Annotated in this window: 15 protein-coding genes; 6 read left to right on the top strand and 9 right to left on the bottom strand. The window is 37.6% G+C overall.

The genetic code is table 11. The features are described 5' to 3' along the window. Positions 1 to 13: 13 nt before the first annotated feature. Complete coding sequence (locus ACWNCI_RS08265) at positions 14 to 2,467, bottom strand: DUF5686 family protein (RefSeq protein WP_449387947.1); 2,454 nt, start codon at positions 2,465 to 2,467, stop codon at positions 14 to 16. An 898-nt stretch (positions 2,468 to 3,365) separates the two neighbouring features. On the opposite strand from ACWNCI_RS08265, the gene ACWNCI_RS08260 reads away from it, so the two are divergent. After that, positions 3,366 to 4,058 (top strand): hypothetical protein, encoded by a 693-nt coding sequence (locus tag ACWNCI_RS08260; RefSeq protein WP_449387946.1) that lies wholly within the window; start codon positions 3,366 to 3,368, stop codon positions 4,056 to 4,058. Between the two features lie 248 nt (positions 4,059 to 4,306). Here ACWNCI_RS08260 and alaS read toward each other — a convergent pair whose 3' ends face one another. Then, positions 4,307 to 6,910 (bottom strand): alanine--tRNA ligase, encoded by a 2,604-nt coding sequence (alaS, locus tag ACWNCI_RS08255; RefSeq protein ID WP_449387945.1) that lies wholly within the window; start codon positions 6,908 to 6,910, stop codon positions 4,307 to 4,309. A 661-nt stretch (positions 6,911 to 7,571) separates the two neighbouring features. Between alaS and msrB the strand changes: the two genes are divergently transcribed. Beyond that, the gene (gene msrB, locus ACWNCI_RS08250; protein ID WP_449387944.1) at positions 7,572 to 8,675 is read left to right on the top strand and encodes a peptide-methionine (R)-S-oxide reductase MsrB; all 1,104 of its coding nucleotides are present in this window, start codon (positions 7,572 to 7,574) and stop codon (positions 8,673 to 8,675) included. Positions 8,676 to 8,753: 78 nt separating this feature from the next. Here msrB and ACWNCI_RS08245 read toward each other — a convergent pair whose 3' ends face one another. From ACWNCI_RS08245 to ACWNCI_RS08230, 4 genes are all read right to left on the bottom strand, one after another. Beyond that, complete coding sequence (locus ACWNCI_RS08245; protein WP_449387943.1) at positions 8,754 to 9,401, bottom strand: hypothetical protein; 648 nt, start codon at positions 9,399 to 9,401, stop codon at positions 8,754 to 8,756. Beyond that, complete coding sequence (locus tag ACWNCI_RS08240) at positions 9,398 to 10,042, bottom strand: hypothetical protein (protein WP_449387942.1); 645 nt, start codon at positions 10,040 to 10,042, stop codon at positions 9,398 to 9,400. Before ACWNCI_RS08240 ends, ACWNCI_RS08245 begins: the two co-directional genes overlap by 4 nt. Positions 10,043 to 10,164: 122 nt before the next feature. After that, on the bottom strand, positions 10,165 to 11,010 hold the full coding sequence (locus tag ACWNCI_RS08235) for an ABC transporter permease (protein ID WP_449387941.1): 846 nt from the start codon (positions 11,008 to 11,010) through the stop codon (positions 10,165 to 10,167). A 2-nt stretch (positions 11,011 to 11,012) separates the two neighbouring features. Further along, positions 11,013 to 11,915: an ABC transporter ATP-binding protein gene (locus ACWNCI_RS08230; protein WP_449387940.1), complete on the bottom strand. Its 903-nt coding sequence runs from the start codon at positions 11,913 to 11,915 to the stop codon at positions 11,013 to 11,015. 118 nt (positions 11,916 to 12,033) lie between these two features. Here ACWNCI_RS08230 and ACWNCI_RS08225 point away from each other — a divergent pair, with 118 nt between their 5' ends. From ACWNCI_RS08225 to ACWNCI_RS08215, 3 genes are all read left to right on the top strand, one after another. Beyond that, entirely contained in the window at positions 12,034 to 13,404 is a 1,371-nt protein-coding gene (locus ACWNCI_RS08225) for an AAA family ATPase (RefSeq protein ID WP_449387939.1), read from the top strand. A 39-nt stretch (positions 13,405 to 13,443) separates the two neighbouring features. Next, positions 13,444 to 14,556, top strand: a complete 1,113-nt coding sequence (gene prfB, locus ACWNCI_RS08220) for a peptide chain release factor 2 (protein ID WP_449387938.1) — start codon at positions 13,444 to 13,446, stop codon at positions 14,554 to 14,556. 85 nt (positions 14,557 to 14,641) lie between these two features. Then, the gene (locus ACWNCI_RS08215) at positions 14,642 to 15,346 is read left to right on the top strand and encodes a DedA family protein (RefSeq protein ID WP_042720913.1); all 705 of its coding nucleotides are present in this window, start codon (positions 14,642 to 14,644) and stop codon (positions 15,344 to 15,346) included. A gap of 104 nt (positions 15,347 to 15,450) precedes the next feature. Here the strand turns inward: ACWNCI_RS08215 and ACWNCI_RS08210 are convergent, their stop codons facing one another. Next, a complete protein-coding gene (locus tag ACWNCI_RS08210; RefSeq protein ID WP_449387937.1) occupies positions 15,451 to 16,323 on the bottom strand; it encodes an alpha/beta hydrolase in 873 nt (290 codons plus the stop codon). A gap of 547 nt (positions 16,324 to 16,870) precedes the next feature. Between ACWNCI_RS08210 and ACWNCI_RS08205 the strand changes: the two genes are divergently transcribed. Beyond that, a complete protein-coding gene (locus ACWNCI_RS08205; RefSeq protein WP_449387936.1) occupies positions 16,871 to 17,758 on the top strand; it encodes a DUF808 domain-containing protein in 888 nt (295 codons plus the stop codon). A 93-nt stretch (positions 17,759 to 17,851) separates the two neighbouring features. Here the strand turns inward: ACWNCI_RS08205 and dnaJ are convergent, their stop codons facing one another. Together dnaJ and ACWNCI_RS08195 are read right to left on the bottom strand one after the other, a co-directional pair. Then, on the bottom strand, positions 17,852 to 18,970 hold the full coding sequence (gene dnaJ / locus ACWNCI_RS08200; protein ID WP_449387935.1) for a molecular chaperone DnaJ: 1,119 nt from the start codon (positions 18,968 to 18,970) through the stop codon (positions 17,852 to 17,854). 77 nt (positions 18,971 to 19,047) lie between these two features. After that, positions 19,048 to 19,587 (bottom strand): nucleotide exchange factor GrpE, encoded by a 540-nt coding sequence (locus ACWNCI_RS08195; protein WP_449389486.1) that lies wholly within the window; start codon positions 19,585 to 19,587, stop codon positions 19,048 to 19,050. Positions 19,588 to 19,800: the final 213 nt, after the last annotated feature.

Below are 19,800 nucleotides of genomic sequence, written 5' to 3'. Positions count from 1 at the left end.
TAATGTCACTCAATTAGTTCAAAAGATTAAACTTTATCTTGATCCCCATATTTTCTTTGAATTCTGAGGTCTGGTAATATCCCAGCCTGTAGGAAAAGCCTACACCGAATCTGGTTCCTAAAAATCTGTTCCACATCACACCGGCCTCCTGATAGTAGTGATCCAACGCACGGAATTGAAACTGATGATCTCCTGCATTTTTAAAATCACCGATGGCCGACTGATATTCCAATTCGATATCTGAATATCTTTTACCCAACGTTTTAAACCGGAAAGGAAGGCTCTGCGAAATTTTAAAACCTGCAAATTTATCGGCAAAGAAAGTTCCCGAAGGCATGGTGGCAAATCCGAAATTGGAAGGGGTACTTATATTCGAATACCAGTGGTCGATATTTGCATCATTCTGTCCGGCAATTTCAAAGTTCTTCCAGATTGGTGCAGTTCCCGATGAGATTCCACCGAAAAGCTTAATGTTGGTATAACCCAGTTTTGATCTGAACTGATGAATGATTAATGCATCAAGTCTGTTATAATCTAAATCTCCGCCTAAGGTTTTAAATCCTTTTTCATAATTTAAAAACACCTGTGGATATCCTTTTTCATACGTATATTTCCCGGAAGGGGTCATGATATTTTTATCGTTAGGCGCAAATTTTAAAGATAAAATGGCATTCGTATTGTCAAAACTGCTTCCCATATTTTTATACTGGTAATCAAAAAGAGCATTTTGTTTCTCTTTGTTCACCGCAATTTTCATACTTAATGAATTGGAAATATCATACAGGAAAGAGGCTCCGTACCGCTGATTTCTGTAAAACGTTGAATTATGAAGATCGAGGTTCATATCCGATAATTTCATCATCATATCCCACATATGGTTGCTGAATCTTCCGGCAGCAAACACATCATCCACATATTCAACACGGAAGACGGAAGTTCTTTTGTCAGACAGTTTTACATCCAGCCCAAGTCCGTATTTCCAGCGGTGGTCTTTAAATCCGTACCCGAAATATCCGTCAGGAGAAAATGTTTTGCTGAATTTTTCATTAAGCTTTACCCCTGCTCCCAAGCGTATTCCCTGGTATTTATCATAGCTGATGAATTTAGTAAGGTCGAAATCAATCATTTTATAACGAAGGTTTCCTCTTAAAAGCTGGGTCAAAGTATTGAGTTTTTTCTCAAAATCATGTTTTTGCACAAAACTGTCGATCTTCGTGTAGGTATTGCTTTCTCTTGTGGTAAGGCTGTCGGTTCTGTATTGCTGCAGCAGGCTTCCGTCGGAGTTTTTCATTTCCAGGGAATAGCCTTTAAAGTCAGAGGCTTTCTGAGGCTGGTCGATTTCAAAATCGAAGAACCTGTTTTTTACATACAGGTAATTGCCGAATTTCTTTTTGTTGTATTTTGGCTCACCTGTTTTTATACTGTCTTTTTTTGACGTGTCGAAGCTTGTGTCACCCATTTTAAGTCTCAGGTCTTCATAATCCAGGAACCATTTGTTGTTGATGGGCTTCCAGACCGAGACAATATTGCCTTCATTCCTTTTTTTGCTGGTGCTTTCAAATTTTTTCAGGGCATAGCTGTCGGCATCCACATAGATTTTCCCGTTGAATTTTCTTGGGTTCTGCTTCTTTTTATCGGTGATCTCTTTAAACTTGATGACGTATGTTTTTCTTCCGTCAAGCTGTATCGTGTCGGTAAGGTAATAATTAAACAGCTTTCTGTTTTCCGGTCTCAGCTGTCTCGGTGTTCTGTCGAGATTCGAAACATTGAGCGCCAGCGCTTCATAGATCGGATTTTTAAAACCTGACATTCTATTGTCGATGATATTGGTTTTCTCACCGTATTTTTTAGAATATTTGTATTCTGTGGCTTTTTCCCAAAGGAACATCTGGCCTTCCGTCGATGCTTCTACAAAATCTTCCGCAATCAAGGAATCCTTTTTATCACTGTCTTTTTGCTTAAAATCTTTATGATCGACCTTCGATAGCGAGTCTTTTCTTGTGGCTAAAAAGTTTTTATAAATATCAATGGAATCTTTGTCCAGATCAATGGAATATTTGGCGTACGACTTAAAATTGTAAGATTCCAGGGACTTGGGAGAGTTTTCTTTGGCCCTTTTATTAAGCTCGTCGAGAATTTTCAGTGCTCTGGGATCACTTTTATCGTTGATCACCACGCGGTCAATATTTCCCCTTTTCTCTGATAAAGGCTGCATAGCAATTTCCATGTTTTTCCTTACATCTGCCGTTACATCTTCAAAATTACTGGCCAGGATTTCAACTTTTTTACATTTCGTTTTAAAAGATAAAGCTCCATTGAGATCCGTTTTTCCCAAGAGGGCATCATCACAATAAACGGCGGCATTGTAAACCGGTTGCTTGTCGGCTTTATTGAAAACCTTCAACTGGGTTTGTCCAAAAACGATTGCTGTACAGAACAAAAACAGCGGGAATAGAAATTTTGTCATTAGTCTTTTTTAATAGTATGACAAAACTATTGATAAGAAGGTTACAAAACCACAACATAAAATATAATCTTTTGTTAAAAATTAAATCATCTGTATATCAAAGAAGTGTACTGGATATTTGACTCAATCAAATTTAATTTAATTAAAAAAAGAATTTTATTTAAGAAATTTTAAGGCTTCCCAAAAGGTAAATAATATGACTGCATTTTAAACTCCGTCTGTTCGAGTAAAAATTATTAGAAGAATAATTTTGTATTGAGAACTTGAGAAGTTATTTTTTAGCCTTATGCAAAAAGCATCTCGCATGTAATTCTTAAGTAAATAATATGTTCAGGCATTAATTTCTTCATTCTCATTTTTCCATATAAAGAAATAGAGATCTCAATCCCATCCTGTTAAAAAATATTTTTATATTTGCTGTAAGAACAACAAAAAAACAAAATGATGATCTATAAAAATAATCCCGCAGTTCATGCGCAGGCTTCCGGCACTACCGGTTTCCATAAAAACCTCAATTGTAATCCACAACGTACTGAACTCAAAAGCCGGTAAAGTATTACGTTAGATCGTTCAAGGAGTTTGAAGATAGCTTCAACCGTTTAGAAACGGCATTCAAGCATTCAGTTGAGATCAGCAACCACTTTGTGAGGGCGTTTAAGTGTTTTGTAAGGGCAATCAACCGTTCCGTTGAGTCCGTCAACCCGTCCGAAGAGAGAATCAACCGTTCCGAAGAAGCGATCAACCAGTCCGAAGAAGCAATCAACTAGTCCGAAGAGCCGATCAAGTACAATTTGTTATTTTACAATACTTTACAGCCTTTTGAGAAAAATGAATTTATTCAACAATCCATATACATTAGACTTCAATTATATTTTTAACACAAAAAATCAATACCATTATGAAAAAAAATCAGGTAATACGTGACTTCAATATGTCAGATGCTGTTCTGAAACAAAAAGCAGATGAATTGATCGCTTTAATCGACAGAGACATCGCCGAATTTACAGACCGTGGCTACAACGCCGCCAAAAAGGCTGAACTGACAACCGCAAGAAACACGGTAGACAATTTCCCAAACGATGAACAGCTGGAAGCCATCAAAATGAATCTTACCGAAAAAAAAGATGCCGCCAGAAACGCCCTTGAAAAAACCATGCGCAGTATTTTTAATAGGGCTGAAAATGTTTTCGGGCTCTACAGTGCCAAATACAAGGAGTTTGGTGACGCCGGGCTCAGTCAGCATAGCGATGCAGAGATTGTGCGTGTTGCCAAGATCATGAGCCTTACGGCAGAGAAATACCTTACCGAACTTTCGGACGAAGGTCTTACTTCAGAGAAAATCGCAACGCTTATTGCCCAACGCAATGCTCTGGATGTCGCTATAGACGCACAAGCCCAAGGTGTTTCTGATCGGGATGTCGCCGCAGAAGGTCGGATAGAAGCACTCAACAAACTTTATCAACTGCTCACAAAATATACAGGCATCGGTAAAGATATTTTCTACGAAACCAACGAAGCCAAATACAACGATTACATCATCTACGACACCCCAAGCGGACTGCCGGAAACTCCACCGGTAGATCCGTTGTAAATGATGTGGTAACCGTTTTATAATTTGTAAAAGTATCTGTTCAATAGGGTCGGGCTTTAGCCCGACTTTAAAATAATTTTACAATAATGGCTTTAGCCTAACTTAAAATCATTTTGGCTAAAGCCAATTGCATTATTTAATCTGGTAAATGGGCTGAAGCCCATTTCTATTGATAAGAAAAGTTCAGAAAAAATAAAAGCAACTGCCACGACGACAGTTGCTTTTTTACCTCTATATTTTATTGAAGCTTAAAGATTCAAAGCTTTCTGATAAGCATTTTCCAATCCATCAAGATTTTTTCCTCCTGCTGTGGCAAAGCCAGGATTTCCTCCGCCGCCGCCCTGGATTTCTTTTGCCAAATCTTTAATCAATGCTCCCGCCTGATAAATTCCAGCTAAATCATCAGAAACGCCAACGGTAATCATTGGTTTTCCATCTGCGTCGGATAGAATAACCGTAATGGAAGTCGGGATTTCTTTCTTTAACTGGAAGACGATATCTTTTACCGAACCGGCATCCAAAGAAGTTCTTTTTACCAGAAGTAATTTATCGCCTTTTTGCTCGTAAGCTCCTTTCCAGTTGCCGATCTCTCCTTTGGCTTTTTCTTTTTTCAAAGTATCGACTTCAGATTTTAATGCAGCATTTTCTTCGATTAATTTCTCTATAGAACGTACGACATCTTTAGATTTTAACAATTGAGAAAGCTCGGCAATCTGTTTTTCAAGATTTTTGAAATATTCTTCGGCTTTATCTCCCGAAATAGCTTCGATCCTCCTGATTCCTGCCGCGGCAGAACTCTCGGAAACGATTTTAAAATGACCGATTTCGCTGGTGTTTTTCACGTGGGTTCCTCCGCAAAGTTCCATAGAAGTTCCAAACTGGATCATTCTTACACTGTCACCATATTTTTCCCCGAATAAAGCCATCGCTCCTCTTTCCAGTGCTTCCTGAATCGGAATGTTTCTGAATTCCTGTAAGGCAATGCTTTCCTTGATCTTAGCATTTACTTTATCTTCCACCAAAGTCAATTCTTCCTCGGTCATTTTATTGAAATGGGAGAAATCAAAACGAAGATAGTCAGGACCAACAAATGAACCTTTCTGTTCCACATGAGTTCCCAGAACTTCTCTTAAGGCTTCATGCAACAAGTGGGTTACTGAGTGGTTAGCCTGTGAATTTCTTCTTTCTGAAATATTCACTTTCGCATAGAAAACAGCGCCTGCATCTTTTGGAAGACCGTTGATTAAAGAAATGATCAATCCGTTTTCCTTTTTCGTCTCGAGAACTTCGAAGCTTTCCACTGCATTTTCAAGGATTCCTTTATCTCCCACCTGGCCACCGCCTTCAGGGTAGAAAGGAGATTCGCTGAGAACAACCTGGTAAAACTCTCCGTCTTTATTTTCTACTTTTCGGTATCTTGTAATGTAAGTTTCAGATTCAAATTTGTCGTAACCTACGAAGTTTTCAGGTTCTTCTTCTAAAGTTACCCAATCATAGACTTTTTGTGCAGAATCAGCTTTTGAACGTTGTTTCTGTTCATTTAAAGCTTGTTCAAATCCTTTTTCGTCAATGGTTAATCCTTTTTCCTCCGCGATAATTCTGGTAAGATCATCCGGGAAACCATAGGTATCATATAATTCAAAAACTTCTTCAGTAGGCAATACTTTAGAATTGCTGGCAATCGTCTGCTGGATTAGTTTTTCAACTCTGATCAATCCGTTTTCAATAGTTCTGAGGAACGATTCTTCTTCACTTTTAATAACCTCTGAAACCAATTTTCCTTGTTTTTCAAGCTCAGGGAAGAAGGTTCCCATCTGCTCCTGTAAAACAGCGACTAATTTATAAAGGAAAGGTTCTTTCATCCCCAAGAATCGGTAAGAATAAGAAATTCCTCTTCTTAAAATCCTTCTGATCACATATCCGGCACCTCCGTTTGAAGGCAGCTGTCCGTCAGCAATTGCAAAAGAAACTGCTCTTATATGGTCTACCACCACACGGATGGCAATGTCCTTTTCGTCTTCTAAAATTCCGGTGTATTTTTTCCCTGAAAGTTCTTCTACTTTAGCAATAAGCGGCGTAAAAACGTCAGTATCATAATTGGATGATTTTCCCTGAAGGGCCATGCACAGACGCTCGAAGCCCATTCCCGTGTCCACATGTTGTGCAGGAAGTTTTTCTAAAGTTCTGTCGGCTTTTCTGTTGAATTCCATGAAAACGAGGTTCCAGACTTCCACTACCTGAGGATGGTCGTTGTTGACCAGTTCAAGACCCGAAACTTTTGCTTTTTCTTCAGGCGTTCTAAGATCAACATGAATTTCTGAGCACGGTCCGCAAGGTCCGCTTTCGCCCATTTCCCAGAAATTATCTTTTTTATTTCCGTTGATGATTCTGTCTTCAGAAATGTGTGATTTCCAGAAATTATAGGCATCCTGGTCCCTTTCCAGGTTTTCTGAAGCATCTCCTTCAAAAATTGTTACATATAAGTTTTCTTTAGGAATTCCATACACTTCCGTCAGCAATTCCCAGGCAAAAGCAATAGCATCTTTTTTAAAATAATCGCCGAAAGACCAGTTTCCCAACATTTCAAACATGGTGTGGTGATAAGTGTCGCGGCCTACATCATCCAGGTCATTATGCTTTCCGGATACTCTCAGACACTTCTGTGTATCTGCAATTCTCGGGGCAGTAGGTGTTTTGTAGCCCAGGAAAAAATCCTTGAACTGAGTCATTCCCGAATTGGAAAACATTAGAGTAGGATCATCTTTCAGCACAATAGGCGCTGAAGGAACGATGAGGTGATCTTTGCTTTTAAAATAATCTAAAAATTTTTGACGGATCTCTTGTGATGTCATAATTTATATTGCTTTGCTTTTTACAATTTTGATAAGATGCAAATTTAGTTTTTTTAAGCGATTTTCTTCTAAAATGTGATACAAATCTATATATATGCTATGCTCGCAAAAGTTTATTTTAAATATAGATGTGTTTTTCGTTCGCAAGGGCGTTCTGCTCAGCAAATTTTCGCAACCATGCTTTATTAAAAACAACATGCTTTAGTAATTAAAATAAAATTTAATGCTTATAAAACTTCACTAAAATATGGTAAATATCAATTCCAATTAATTTAAAATTACTTTAGCTAAAGCGCCAGTTATGCGCAGTCAATTGTATTACTTTTTGATTTAATACTCATTTGCTGAGCAGAACGCCCTTGCGAACGGAAAATCTGGTCCTACTATTAATAAATTCTTTGCTATCCTTGCGTTAAATAATAAATGAATCAAATGGAATTTGTTAATTCTTTTCGATGATCAATAAGCATGATAAAATATTTGATTTGCGAAATCCGTTTCCCAGTATTTTTCGTATATCATTATGTAGAAAATCAGATTCCATGTGCTATGATTGTTATAGACATTATCACTGATCTGCTATTAAAATTAGTCCGAAATTTGTAAATAAGAAGTTGCGGATTTGAAAGGCAAAATATTTGAAATGAATAAAAAAGTTAAAATGAAAAACATATTAATATTTCTCGGAGTGATTCTGGGAATAGCAGTATTTGCAACGAGCTGCGGAGATTCAAAAAAAATGAAATCCTCCGAATCAAAAAAAGAAAATGAGACCATTATGGACAATAAAAATGTAAAAGAAGTTTATTTTGCAGGAGGATGTTTTTGGGGAACAGAACATTTCTTTCAACAAATACGAGGAGTCGTAGGAACGGAAGTGGGATATGCCAACGGAAATAAGCAAAATCCTACGTATGAAGAAGTAGTCAGCCACACAACCGGTTTTGCCGAAACGGTAAAAGTAAAATACGACCCGGAAGAAGTTGACCTTAAACTTTTAATCGATCTTTATTTCAAAACCATTGATCCTACGAGTTTAAACAAACAAGGAAATGACAGAGGTGATCAATACAGGACTGGAATTTATTCAACCGATAAAGAAACCGAAGCTATTGTAAAAGCCGAAGTGGCAAGACTGGCTAAAAATTATAGCAAACCTGTATTGGTGGAAACTATTCCGTTAAAAAACTTTTATAAAGCAGAAGATTATCACCAGGATTATCTGGATAAAAATCCGGGAGGGTACTGCCACATTGAACCGGGATTATTTGAAATGGCGAGAAATGCCAACCCTCCAAAGAAAAAAGAAGTGAAATATCAGAAACAGGATAAAAAAGTTTTAAAGGAAAAACTGACTGCCGAACAATATAACGTAACGCAGGAAAACGGTACGGAAAGAGCTTTCCAAAATGAATACTGGGATGAAACCCGTGAAGGGATTTATGTAGACATTACCACCGGAGAGCCATTGTTTATCTCTACCGACAAGTTTGAATCCGGTTGCGGATGGCCAAGTTTCTCAAAACCAATCACAAAACAACTGATTGATGAAAAGCTGGACCGTTCACACGGAATGACAAGGGTAGAGGTGAGAAGTAAAACAGGAGACGCCCATTTGGGACACGTTTTCAACGACGGACCTGCGGATAAAGGCGGACTTCGTTACTGTATCAACAGTGCTTCCCTGAAGTTTATCCCGAAAGCGGAAATGAAAGACAAAGGTTACGGAGAGTATATTGCTCTGCTGGAGAAAGATAAAAAGTAAGTATTTAAGTGAAGTGATTGAGGAGGCTGCCGAAAGGCAGTCTTTTCTTTTTATATCCGCAAGTTTTTGGTGACGAATCTACCTTGGATGTATTTGCAACCTTTCTTTAATGCTGAACATCGAAATATTTAAAAATAAAAGAAATCCGAAAAAGATATAATAAGCTCCGTTTGGAAGTTTTGAGAGATTTTGAAAAATATTAAGATAATATTGTTTAAAATCGGGCTTTACCTCAACAAAAGTATAAATCGTGTCATGGCATAAAAGGCAGTCTATTTCTTCTCCTTCAGTTTTTGGACTTTTATAATTCACAGTTGCAAATACATTTCCTGTTTTTTCCAAATCCAACGCATACGTTTCGTGTTTTGCAATTGCCATGTCATTTAATAAAGAAACAAAATCACCGTATGTATTATTTTTATCTAAAATAAATTCTATTCCGGTATTTTTTTCATTACGTTTTTGGAGAGACTTAATTTCCGAAACATAAAATTTTGAATATTCTTTTGCTTTTGAAGGATCAACTTTTATTTTTTTATAATCCCAGTTTCGTACGGATTCAAAACTGTATATATCATTGCTATTATCTTTCCTTAATTTGGCAGGAATTCCGATATCAATGACATTATACTTCGTTTTATCAACGTATGGATTAATATAATACCAAAATAGAATGGGTACAATAAGAGCGCTGATGATTCCTGGAAAATAATATATCTTTTTCATGCATAAGTTCTTTTGAGTTGAAGATTTTCTTTAATGCTGAACATTGAAATATTTAAAAACAGCAAAAACCCAAAGATGATGTAATAAGTTTGATTGGGAACGTGATCGATGAAGGTTTCAGGTTTGATGAGATTTAATACTAATTTTTCTTTATAATATTCGTTATCAACCACACAAGTTCCGCCACTATTATAATCTCTCCTGGTGGCGTTCGGATCTTTGTACATATGGACCGCAAAGAAATGATTGGTTTTCTCCACGTCTACGCCGTAGGCTTCCTGTTTTGCCAGCTTCATGGCATCAATCAGGGCGATAAAATCCTGATAGTTGTTTTTATCCCCGATCACAAATTCAATTCCCGTTTCCTTCTCATTTCTTGCCTGAAGTTTTTTTAATTCCGAAACATAGTATTGTTGATTTTGTAGAGCAGTATTAGGCTGTACAATGATTTTTTTGTAATTCCAGTTTCTGTAATGCTCAAATGTTTCGAGAGAATCCGTTGCTCCAGCTCTTATTTTTGCGGGAAGTCCTAAATCCATTACCGTGTAAGGTTCATGAACCCTTTGGCTTCCATAAAACCAAAATAAAACAGGGATCAGTAAAGCACTGATCAATCCCGGAACATAGTAAATCCTTTTCACGACATCAATTCTTTTATTAAATATAAATAAAAACTTTTCATAAAAATAAAAAAGTGACCCGAAGAACGAATCACTTTCAAAAATAATCTAAATATTTTGTTTTTCTGATGTTATAGTAAAAATTACCAGTCTCTTTTTCTTAAAATCCAGTACGATCCGAAAATGAAAATAGCGCACCAAACCAGGCAGGCAATCATGCTTTCTGTAGGATAGTGGAATTCGTATTTCATGCCCATCATTTTTGCCATATTCAGTCTCATCATAGGATTAGGAATAAGGCTGGACATACTTTCCAGAGGTAAAAGGTGAGTGATAAAGAAATCATTCTGAAGAACTTCATTTCTTTGAGGTCCCTGCATTCCTTTCACTTTCATAAAAACTTCAATGCCGGATAAAATACCTTCTCCAATCCAAAAGATAAAAAGGGCAAGAAAAACAAAAACCGATTTCCTCAACAAGATTGAAAGAAACATCAGGAAACAGAAGAAAGTAAACAGTTTCACAAAATAATTTCCGATAAAGAAAATTTCCTCAAAAACCTTCGCAGATTCCGTTGTATTTGAATATTTGTATCCAAGAAACATAGTGATCGCAAAAACAATGACTGTAGAAACTATGGTAAAAACACTGATCGTAAGTAATTTAGAAGAAATAAATTCTTTTCTGCTCAGTCCGTCGATGGTATTTTGTTTAAACATCCGGTTGCTGAATTCCTGTGAAATGGAAAAAACAATGATTAGTCCAAGGAAAATCTTCAGCAAAGCAACAATCCAGGTTGTAAAATTCCATATTTCGGGGAAATTATAAATGCCCTGTTCCTTAAGGTTGATGGTTCCTCCGAAAAGATCAAAATCGATCAGTCCGATAAAAAGCAAAGCAATCAGAATCGCAAAATACAGGATCGTAAAAATCTTGAATGGCTTGTAGTTCAGATTTTTGTAATATTCTAGTTTTAATAGTTTTATCATAATTATTTTGTGTTTTTTACAAGTTCAAGGAATTGAGATTCAAGGGACATTTTTTTCTTCGTTAAATGAGAAACGAAAATTCCCTGTTCAGCAAGTTTCTGATTCAGAGCCGATGCAGAAATAGAAGCATCATCACGGATCTGCGCTTTCAGAATGTCACCGTCCTGATTAACCGCCGTAAACCATTGAAGTTCATTCAAAGCATTTAAAAGCAATGTATTGTTGTCTGCTTTCAATTCGAAATAGCCGTTGTTTGCGGTCATTTCATCCACCCTTCCGCAGTAGATTGAATTTCCTTCTTTCAGGACAATCACGTGACTGCAAATCTTTTCGATCTCATCCAAAAGATGGCTGGCAATAATAATAGTGATTCCCTGTTTGGCAATATTGCTGATGATCTCCCGAATCTGGATAATTCCTTCAGGATCGAGGCCATTCGTCGGTTCATCCAGAATCAAAACCTCCGGATTGTTCAGCATGGCAGATGCAATAGCCAGACGTTGCTTCATTCCTAAAGAATAGGTTTTAAAGGCGTCTTTTTTTCTCTCCAGAAGACCTACCGTCTGAAGAACTTCATTAATCCTGTAATATGGTGTACCTTTTATTTCTGCAACGATTTTCAGATTTGTTTCAGCGCTCAGATAAGGATAAAAATTAGGTTGCTCAATAATAGCCCCGATTCTCTTCAGCGTATCCGGATCCGTTCCCTTCTTTCCAAACCAGTACCAGTCTCCACTTGTAGGATTAATGGTGGAAAGCAACATCCCGAACGTTGTTGATTTTCCGCTCCCGTTGGGTCCCAATAAACCATAAACATTCCCTTTTTCGACGTCAAAAGAAATATTGTTGACCACAATTCTTTTGAACTTTTTAGTAAGATTCTTTACTGATAAAATTTTTTCCATGTAATTTGTTTTACATAGTAGTAGTCTATGGTAATATTGAATTGTTACAGTTTTTATGTTAAATCAATTTAAATTTAATTTCAAATATGTTATTTTTGATCGTATTAATGGATAGTTTATGAAATTAGTCGATTTAGCAAAAGAACTGAATGTTTCTGCAGAAGCCATAAAACAGTTCATCCAGGATTTTGATCTCGATCTTGTGGATTGTATCAGCACCAATTTTGAAATACAAAAAGACTTTGAAAAATTTGCCCGTGAAAATATCGAATTTTTAAGGCTTTATGAGAAAGATCTCGACAAGACGAAAACGCTCGAGCAGATCGCAGAAAAAATCAATCAGCCTAAAGAAAAGGTTGAAAAAGTAATTAAAGAATCGGATTCCAATATTTTTGATAACGGTTTTTTTAAATCTTCAATTTCCAGCTACGGAATAGATAACAGGCTTGGCGGAAATTATCAATTTGTATATAATTATTTCGGACATAAAACGAGTTTGCAGAAAAGAGATTTTATCGGATACAGGGATCTGTTTTTCCATATTTCCGGTATTTTGGAACCTTTCCTGAATCCTCAGCAGATTAAAGACTGGGGAATCAATAAACCGGCAGGGATTATTTTGTACGGACCTCCGGGAAGCGGGAAGATTTTCTGGGCCACCAAAATTGCTGAAATTATCGGCTATCAATTTAAAGAAGTTAAAAAACATTATCTCGGAACTTCTTTTGTTGACGGAAATCAGACCAACTTCAACGATTTTCTGGTAACCATGATGAAAGAAGATAAAGTATTGCTGTTTATTGAAGATTTTGATGATATTATGATGGCCCGAAAAGCGGAAAATAATGTCGCCTCCTGTAATCTTGAAACGCAGGAAATTATTCTACACTACATTTCAAAATTTGAACAGGAAGAGCTTTTAATGGTAGGTTCTGCCAATTCCGTGGCAGAAATAGACGAAGAAATTCTGGCTCCCGGAAGATTTGATGTGATGATTCCTATTTTTCCGCCCAATCTTGCCGAAAGATCAGAAATCATTTTGTATGCGATGACCAGAAATCTGGAAAAAGACTCTCTTTTATTTAAAATTTTAAAAAATAACAAAGCCGATAAAATTCCTTTCTGGCACGGAATTTCTGCCCAAATGAAAGTTTTCAGCAACACTATGCTGATCGATTTTACACAAAGCCTTAAAAAAAGAATTAAGAATCTTTATCAGAAAACAAAGGACGAAAACCTCAGGATCGATCAAAACCTTCTGAAAGGCGCTTTAAGAGACGCTGCGGGAAAACTGACAGAAGAATATCTGGATCAGATCGCCAGATTTTTAAGTGATGTTATTATTAATAATTTCGACCAGTTTCAAAACAGGGTAAAAGATCTTAAAACCGAGCTCGACTCCTACAGAACTGTAGAAGAACCAAGAAGAGTAATCGGTTTTTCTCACAATGAAGAGGAAGATAAAACTCGAGGTGCAGATAAGGGATAAAAGGAATAAAATTTCTTATTTTTGCAAAAATAAAAAATCGTGATAAACAGCGACCAGATAAAAGAAATTCAGTCAAGAATTGATGATCTCCATAAATATCTTCAGATTGATAAAAAGAAGATTGAAATAGCCAATGATGATGAAAAAACAGCAGCTCCTGAATTTTGGGATAACCCGAAAGAGGCTGAGGCATTCCTGAAGCAGCTCCGTTCCAAGAAAAAATGGGTGGAAGCTTATGAAGAAATTCATACTCAGTTTGAAGATATTCAGGTTTTGGTAGATTTTGCTAAAGAAGATCCCGATTCCGAAAAAGAGCTTGATGAAACTTTTCCTCAATTGGTAGAAAAAATCGAAGATCTGGAATTTAAAAATATGCTTTCCAATGAAGGAGACGAACTTTCCGCGGTATTGCAGATCACAGCCGGAGCCGGAGGAACCGAAAGCTGCGACTGGGCTTCCATGCTGATGAGAATGTACACGATGTGGGCCGAAAAACAAGGCTACAAGATCCGTGAACTGAACTTTCAGGAAGGGGATGTTGCTGGTGTAAAAACTGTAACCCTGGAAATTGAAGGAGAATTTGCGTTCGGATATCTTCGTGGTGAAAACGGCGTACACAGATTAGTGAGAATTTCACCTTTCGATTCCAATGCCAAGAGACATACAAGTTTTGTTTCGGTATATGTATATCCTTTGGTTGATGATACGATTGAAATCAATATCAATCCGGCCGATATTTCCTTTGAAACGATGAGGTCTTCCGGAGCAGGTGGACAGAACGTAAACAAAGTGGAAACAGCCGTTCGTCTTCGTCACGCGCCGACAGGAATTATCATTGAAAACTCGGAATCCCGTTCACAGCTTCAGAATAAAGAAAAAGCCATGCAGTTGCTTCGTTCCAGATTGTATGAAATGGAATTGGAAGAAAGAATGAAAGCCCGTAACGAGATCGAAGCCAACAAGATGAAAATCGAGTGGGGAAGCCAGATCAGGAATTATGTGATGCATCCTTACAAACTGGTAAAAGATGTGCGTTCCGGATACGAAACCTCCGATGTGGATTCTGTAATGAACGGAAATCTTACGCCGTTTCTCAAAGCGTTTCTTATGGCCGATGGAACCGCGGTTTCAGACGATGATATGGACTTATAAAACTCATATTTAAATTTCGTTAAAATCTGAGAATAAATTTCGGAATGACGTTTATTAATCCTATTTTTGTTACTTATCAAAATGTATGGAAGATTTCACTAATTGGAAAGATTTATTAAATCCTGAGTTCTATATAAAACTTGGAGGATTTTGGCTTATTCTGTTTATTATTTTTGCTGAAACAGGTCTTTTTGTAGGATTTTTTTTACCGGGAGACTCACTGCTTTTTGTTTCGGGGATTTATTCGATTGACATTATGAGAGAAACTTTCGGATCTACAGGAAGTGACTTCTTCGACACGTTTATTTTGGCCTCGGCTGTTGCCATAGCGGCAATCATAGGAAATGAAGTTGGCTACTATTTCGGAAGAAGGGCAGGTTCTGCCCTATACAAGAGACCGGATACCTGGTTATTTAAGAAGAAATATCTGTATCAGGCTCACGATTTCTTTGAAAAGAATGGAGCGCTGGCTATCATTATGGCGAGATTCCTGCCGGTGGTAAGAACTTTTGCGCCCATCGTTGCCGGGATCGTAAAAATGGATAAGAAAGATTTCTTGAGAGACAATGTCATCGGTGCTGTACTTTGGTCGTTTTTACTGATCTTCGCGGGACATTATCTGGATAAACTCTTCATAGACCAATTCGGGATCGATCTGAAGAAAAAGCTCGAACTGATTATCATCGTTATTGTTTTAATAACAACCGTACCGGTAATTCTTAAGTTTTTATTTGGGAAAAAACAGGATTTCTCAAAATATGAAAACCACAAATTCGACGACGAAGAATAGGAATTTAATTTAAATAATACAGCCTGCTCAATTTAGAACAGGCTTTTTTATTAAGATCCAAAACCATCAACAATCATCAATTATCATTTATCACTCATTACCCATCAATCATGATTTATCCATTCCAGAATATTCGGATAAATAATGCTGTCCCTTTTTTTCTTGTTGAAGAATCTTGGCGCATGTCCTGTATTTTTCATGAAAACAAGTTTATGCGGAATATTTTGAGACTGCAGAACTGAATCCAGAGCCAATCCCTGTTTTTTATTCACCAGAAAATCCTGATTTCCCTGGAATATCAGAGTGGGAACGCTGGAAACATTGGAAATCGGGCTGGCTTCTCTGAACTCTTCAGATAAATTTTTCCGGTGAAACTTCGTCCCCACAACTTTTTGAATTGTTGGGGAAGAATATTTAGAATAAAATGAGTTCAGGTATTCCGGGGAATAAAAATCAGTAGGTGCACTCAAAGCAATAATCTTTTTGATCTGCTCTGGATGTTGATATCCATACAATAACGTAAGGTGCCCACCGGCGCTTTCGCCCAGAAGAATATAATTGTCAGGTTGAAGCTCTGCTTTTTCTGCCAGTTCATTGAATTTTCTAATGACCGTATCTATGTCTTCCAGCTGCTCTCGATAAGTGACCTTCTTTGATCTGGAAACCGGGCGGTAATTCATATTAATGCTGGGAATGTTATGGCTAAAAAGCATTTTCTGAATCTGGATCATATGCTCCTTTCGTCCGTATTTCCAGGCACCGCCATGAACGATCAGCACTACCGGAGAATTTTCCGGATAATCTGACGGAAGAAAAATATCCATTTTCTGCCTTTTGTCTTCACCATATTTCAGATTGTATATTTTCTGTGCGTTATTTGTTCCAACCCAGACTCTGAATTTTGTATTACAGGAATTCAATACAAAGCTGATCAGTCCCAGAACGAAAAAATGATACTTTAAAACCAGCTTTTTCATGAAATAAATCTACGAATATTTGAATTAAATAGAAAGCGGCACAAAAATTTTAAATCAATTGATGACTCTATTCATGTATAAATTGAGCCTCTTAAGCTTATGAACGAGCCTTTTTGCCTCAAATTTGAGCCTTTTAGATTCACCGTTGAAGGTAAAAGGGTGGTTTTTCATGCTTTTAGGCTGGTGAATGACCCTTTTTGCCTGGAATTTGAGCCTTTTAGGCTCGCCGTTGAGTATAAAAGAGTGGTTTTTCATGCTTTCAGGTTCATTAATAACCCTTTTAGCCTGGAATTTGAGTTTTTCAGATTCACCGTTGAATACAAAAGAACGATTTTTTTAACCTTTAGGGTCGTAATAACTCTTTTTCGCATGAAATTTGACTATGCTTATTCGTTAATAGTCATAACTAAACTTTATTCTGAATGAATTAATATTAATTACACAGAGTTTTGATATTAATTCTTTTAAAACCTCTATGAAATCATAGAGCAAGTCGAATTAAATAATTATTTTTGTTCTTAACAATTATTAAAAAAATATTAAATTTATGGCATCTGGTTTTTTTGCTATTTTGGATGATATCGCAGCGCTGATGGATGATGTGGCAGTTACAAGTAAGATTGCAACTCAAAAAACAGCAGGAATTCTGGGAGATGATCTGGCTGTAAATGCCGAGAAGGCAACGGGGTTTCTTTCGTCCCGCGAGCTTCCGGTATTGTGGGCCATCACAAAAGGATCTTTTCTTAATAAACTGATTATTCTGCCTGTTGTATTTTTGCTAAACTGGCTATATTCCCCGGCGATCAATTATGTACTGATTCTGGGTGGCTTATACCTGGCATTTGAAGGGATGGAAAAGATTATTGAATATCTGTTTCACCGCGACAAAAAAGGGCATGAAGTAGAGGAGGAAATCGAGGAAACAAAAGATCAGAGTCCTGAAGAAATAGAAAAGGCTAAAGTAAAATCAGCCATTACCACAGATTTTATTTTATCTATTGAGATTGTAATCATCGCTTTGGGAACGGTACTTGAAGAAAGTCATCCCTTTATTACACAGATTCTGGTAACGAGCTTAGTGGCATTTATTGCTACGGTAGGGGTCTATGGAATTGTTGCGCTGATCGTAAGAATGGATGATGCCGGATTTAAATTAATTAAAAAGAGTAATGATAAAGGATTCTTCGGAATGCTGGGACATTTTCTTGTAAAAGCTTTACCTATAGTTATCAAAGCCCTGGGCATCATCGGGACTGTTGCGCTGATTCTGGTAGCCGGAGGCATTTTTGCACACAGAATAGATTATTTTCATCATTTGCTTCCCACCTGGCCGTTTATCCTGAAAGAGCTTGTTTTTGGAATAGGAGGCGGACTTTTTGCAGTTGCAGTTTTCACGGCAGGGAAAGGATTGATTTCTCTGGTTAAAAAGAAATAGAATTTTTGATAAATAAATGATTATACGATTAGGGGCGGCTTCGAAGAAGCCGCCCCTAATCGTATAAAAAAGAGGCTAAAGCCTCTTTAAATATTAGTTGAATAAGTCTTTCACTTTATCAAAAAAAGTTTTTTCCTTTCCGGATGGTTCAGCAACCATTTCGCCACTGCTCATCTGCTTCTCAAAGAAATCTTTCTGTTCTTTCGTTAGCTTCTGAGGCGTCCATACATTAATGTGGATGAACATATCTCCTGTTCCGTAGCTGTCGATACTTGGAAGTCCCTTGCCTGCAAGTCTCAGTATTTTTCCCGACTGGGTTCCGGCATCTACCGTGATCTTTACTTTTCCGCCAACGGTTGGTACTTCTCTTTTTGTTCCTAATGCTGCTTCGGCAAATGAGATATATAGTTCCTGGTGAAGATTATCTCCTTCTCTTTTGATGGTTTTATCTACTTCCTCCTCGATGATTACCAAAAGATCTCCAGGAATTCCTCCGAAAGGAGCATCATTACCTTTTCCTCTTACATTAAGCTGAATTCCGTCTCTTGCTCCCGCAGGAATATTGATGGTCACTTCCTCTTCATCTTTGATAAGGCCCTGTGCATTGGCGCCCGCCGGAATTTTATCGGCGACTTTACCAATTCCCTGACAGGTTCCGCAGGTAGTCTGTGTCTGCATCTGGCCAAACATCGTGTTCATTACCTTCAGCTGAACTCCCGAACCGCCGCAGGTAGGGCAGACTTTTGAAGTAGCGCCGGCTGCCATCTTCATTTTTTTGACTTTGATGGTTTTCTGTGTTCCGTTCACCATTTCGTCAAGGTTCAGCTTGATTCTGATCCTTAAATTGGAACCTTTCACCTGCTGACGGCCACCTCCGCCGCCGCCAAATCCTCCGAAACCACCACCGAAAATATCACCGAACTGACTGAAAATATCTTCCATGTTCATTCCTCCACCGCCAAAGCCGCCACCGAAGCCACCGTTTCCTCCCACGCCGGCATGACCAAACTGATCGTATCTTGCACGTTTCTGTTCGTCACTCAGCACTTCATATGCTTCTGCAGCTTCTTTGAATTTTTCTTCAGCATCTTTATCACCGGGATTTTTATCAGGGTGAAATTTGATGGCCATTTTTCGGTATGCTTTCTTTATTTCGTCGGCTGATGCAGATTTACTGATCTCAAGAACCTCGTAATAATCTCTTTTTGACATGTCTTTTCTATGAGTAATTAGTAATCAGCAATGGGTAATAATCAAAATTTCTTATTACCCATTACTTATTGCTTATGTTAATTTCCTGTTACTACTTTTGCAAAACGAATCACTTTATCTCCCAAAGTGTAACCTGTTTCAATAACATCTACGATTTTACCTTTAAGATCTTCCGATGGTGCAGGAATCTGCGTAATCGCTTCATGGAAATCTACATTGAAACTGTCGCCTGCGTTCACTTCCATCGCTTTCAGCCCTTTTTCCGTCAGCTTGCTTTTGAATTTGTTGTAGATCAGTTCAACACCCTGAAGATCCGAAGGATTACCATTTTTAGCAATTTCCTTTAATGCTCTTTCAAAGTCATCCAGAACCCCCAGCATAGACACCATCATATCCTGATTGGCATATTGGAAAAATTCCATTTTTTCCTTGGATGTTCTTTTTTTATAGTTTTCAAATTCGGCGTACAGTCTGATGTAACGGTCTTTTTCTTCTGCCAAAAGTTCTTCGGCAGTAGGTTTTGCTGTCACATTGTCTTGTGTTGTAGCTTCATTCTGAATATTCGTTTCTTCCTGATTATTGATGCTTTCTTCGTTGATATCCTGATTTTCCATAATTCAATATTTATTTGCATTATGATTGACAAAGATTCTGCCAAAAGATAAAGGGTGACAATAAGGCAGATAAAGGCTGGGAGCAGGAAGTTAGAAGTTGGAAGTTGGCGCGAGACCATCAATCATCATTCATCAATCATTTTTTAGGAGCTTTATCGCGCTATCCACTCATACTCCTCGCGCAACCGCCATCTTTCAGAGCCAACGCGTGCTGTG

The organism is Chryseobacterium lineare, from assembly GCF_977014045.1.
This window is presented reverse-complemented; position numbering and strand designations above follow the sequence as displayed.

What these genes read in the sequence shown, in the direction of transcription:
- ACWNCI_RS08265 (WP_449387947.1), bottom strand. Translation starts at nt 2,467, where the DNA reads ATGACAAAATTTCTATTCCCGCTGTTTTTGTTCTGTACAGCAATCGTT.
- ACWNCI_RS08260 (WP_449387946.1), top strand. Translation starts at nt 3,366, where the DNA reads ATGAAAAAAAATCAGGTAATACGTGACTTCAATATGTCAGATGCTGTT.
- alaS (WP_449387945.1), bottom strand. Translation starts at nt 6,910, where the DNA reads ATGACATCACAAGAGATCCGTCAAAAATTTTTAGATTATTTTAAAAGC.
- msrB (WP_449387944.1), top strand. Translation starts at nt 7,572, where the DNA reads ATGAAAAACATATTAATATTTCTCGGAGTGATTCTGGGAATAGCAGTA.
- ACWNCI_RS08245 (WP_449387943.1), bottom strand. Translation starts at nt 9,401, where the DNA reads ATGAAAAAGATATATTATTTTCCAGGAATCATCAGCGCTCTTATTGTA.
- ACWNCI_RS08235 (WP_449387941.1), bottom strand. Translation starts at nt 11,010, where the DNA reads ATGATAAAACTATTAAAACTAGAATATTACAAAAATCTGAACTACAAG.
- ACWNCI_RS08230 (WP_449387940.1), bottom strand. Translation starts at nt 11,915, where the DNA reads ATGGAAAAAATTTTATCAGTAAAGAATCTTACTAAAAAGTTCAAAAGA.
- ACWNCI_RS08225 (WP_449387939.1), top strand. Translation starts at nt 12,034, where the DNA reads ATGAAATTAGTCGATTTAGCAAAAGAACTGAATGTTTCTGCAGAAGCC.
- ACWNCI_RS08215 (WP_042720913.1), top strand. Translation starts at nt 14,642, where the DNA reads ATGGAAGATTTCACTAATTGGAAAGATTTATTAAATCCTGAGTTCTAT.
- ACWNCI_RS08210 (WP_449387937.1), bottom strand. Translation starts at nt 16,323, where the DNA reads ATGAAAAAGCTGGTTTTAAAGTATCATTTTTTCGTTCTGGGACTGATC.
- ACWNCI_RS08205 (WP_449387936.1), top strand. Translation starts at nt 16,871, where the DNA reads ATGGCATCTGGTTTTTTTGCTATTTTGGATGATATCGCAGCGCTGATG.
- dnaJ (WP_449387935.1), bottom strand. Translation starts at nt 18,970, where the DNA reads ATGTCAAAAAGAGATTATTACGAGGTTCTTGAGATCAGTAAATCTGCA.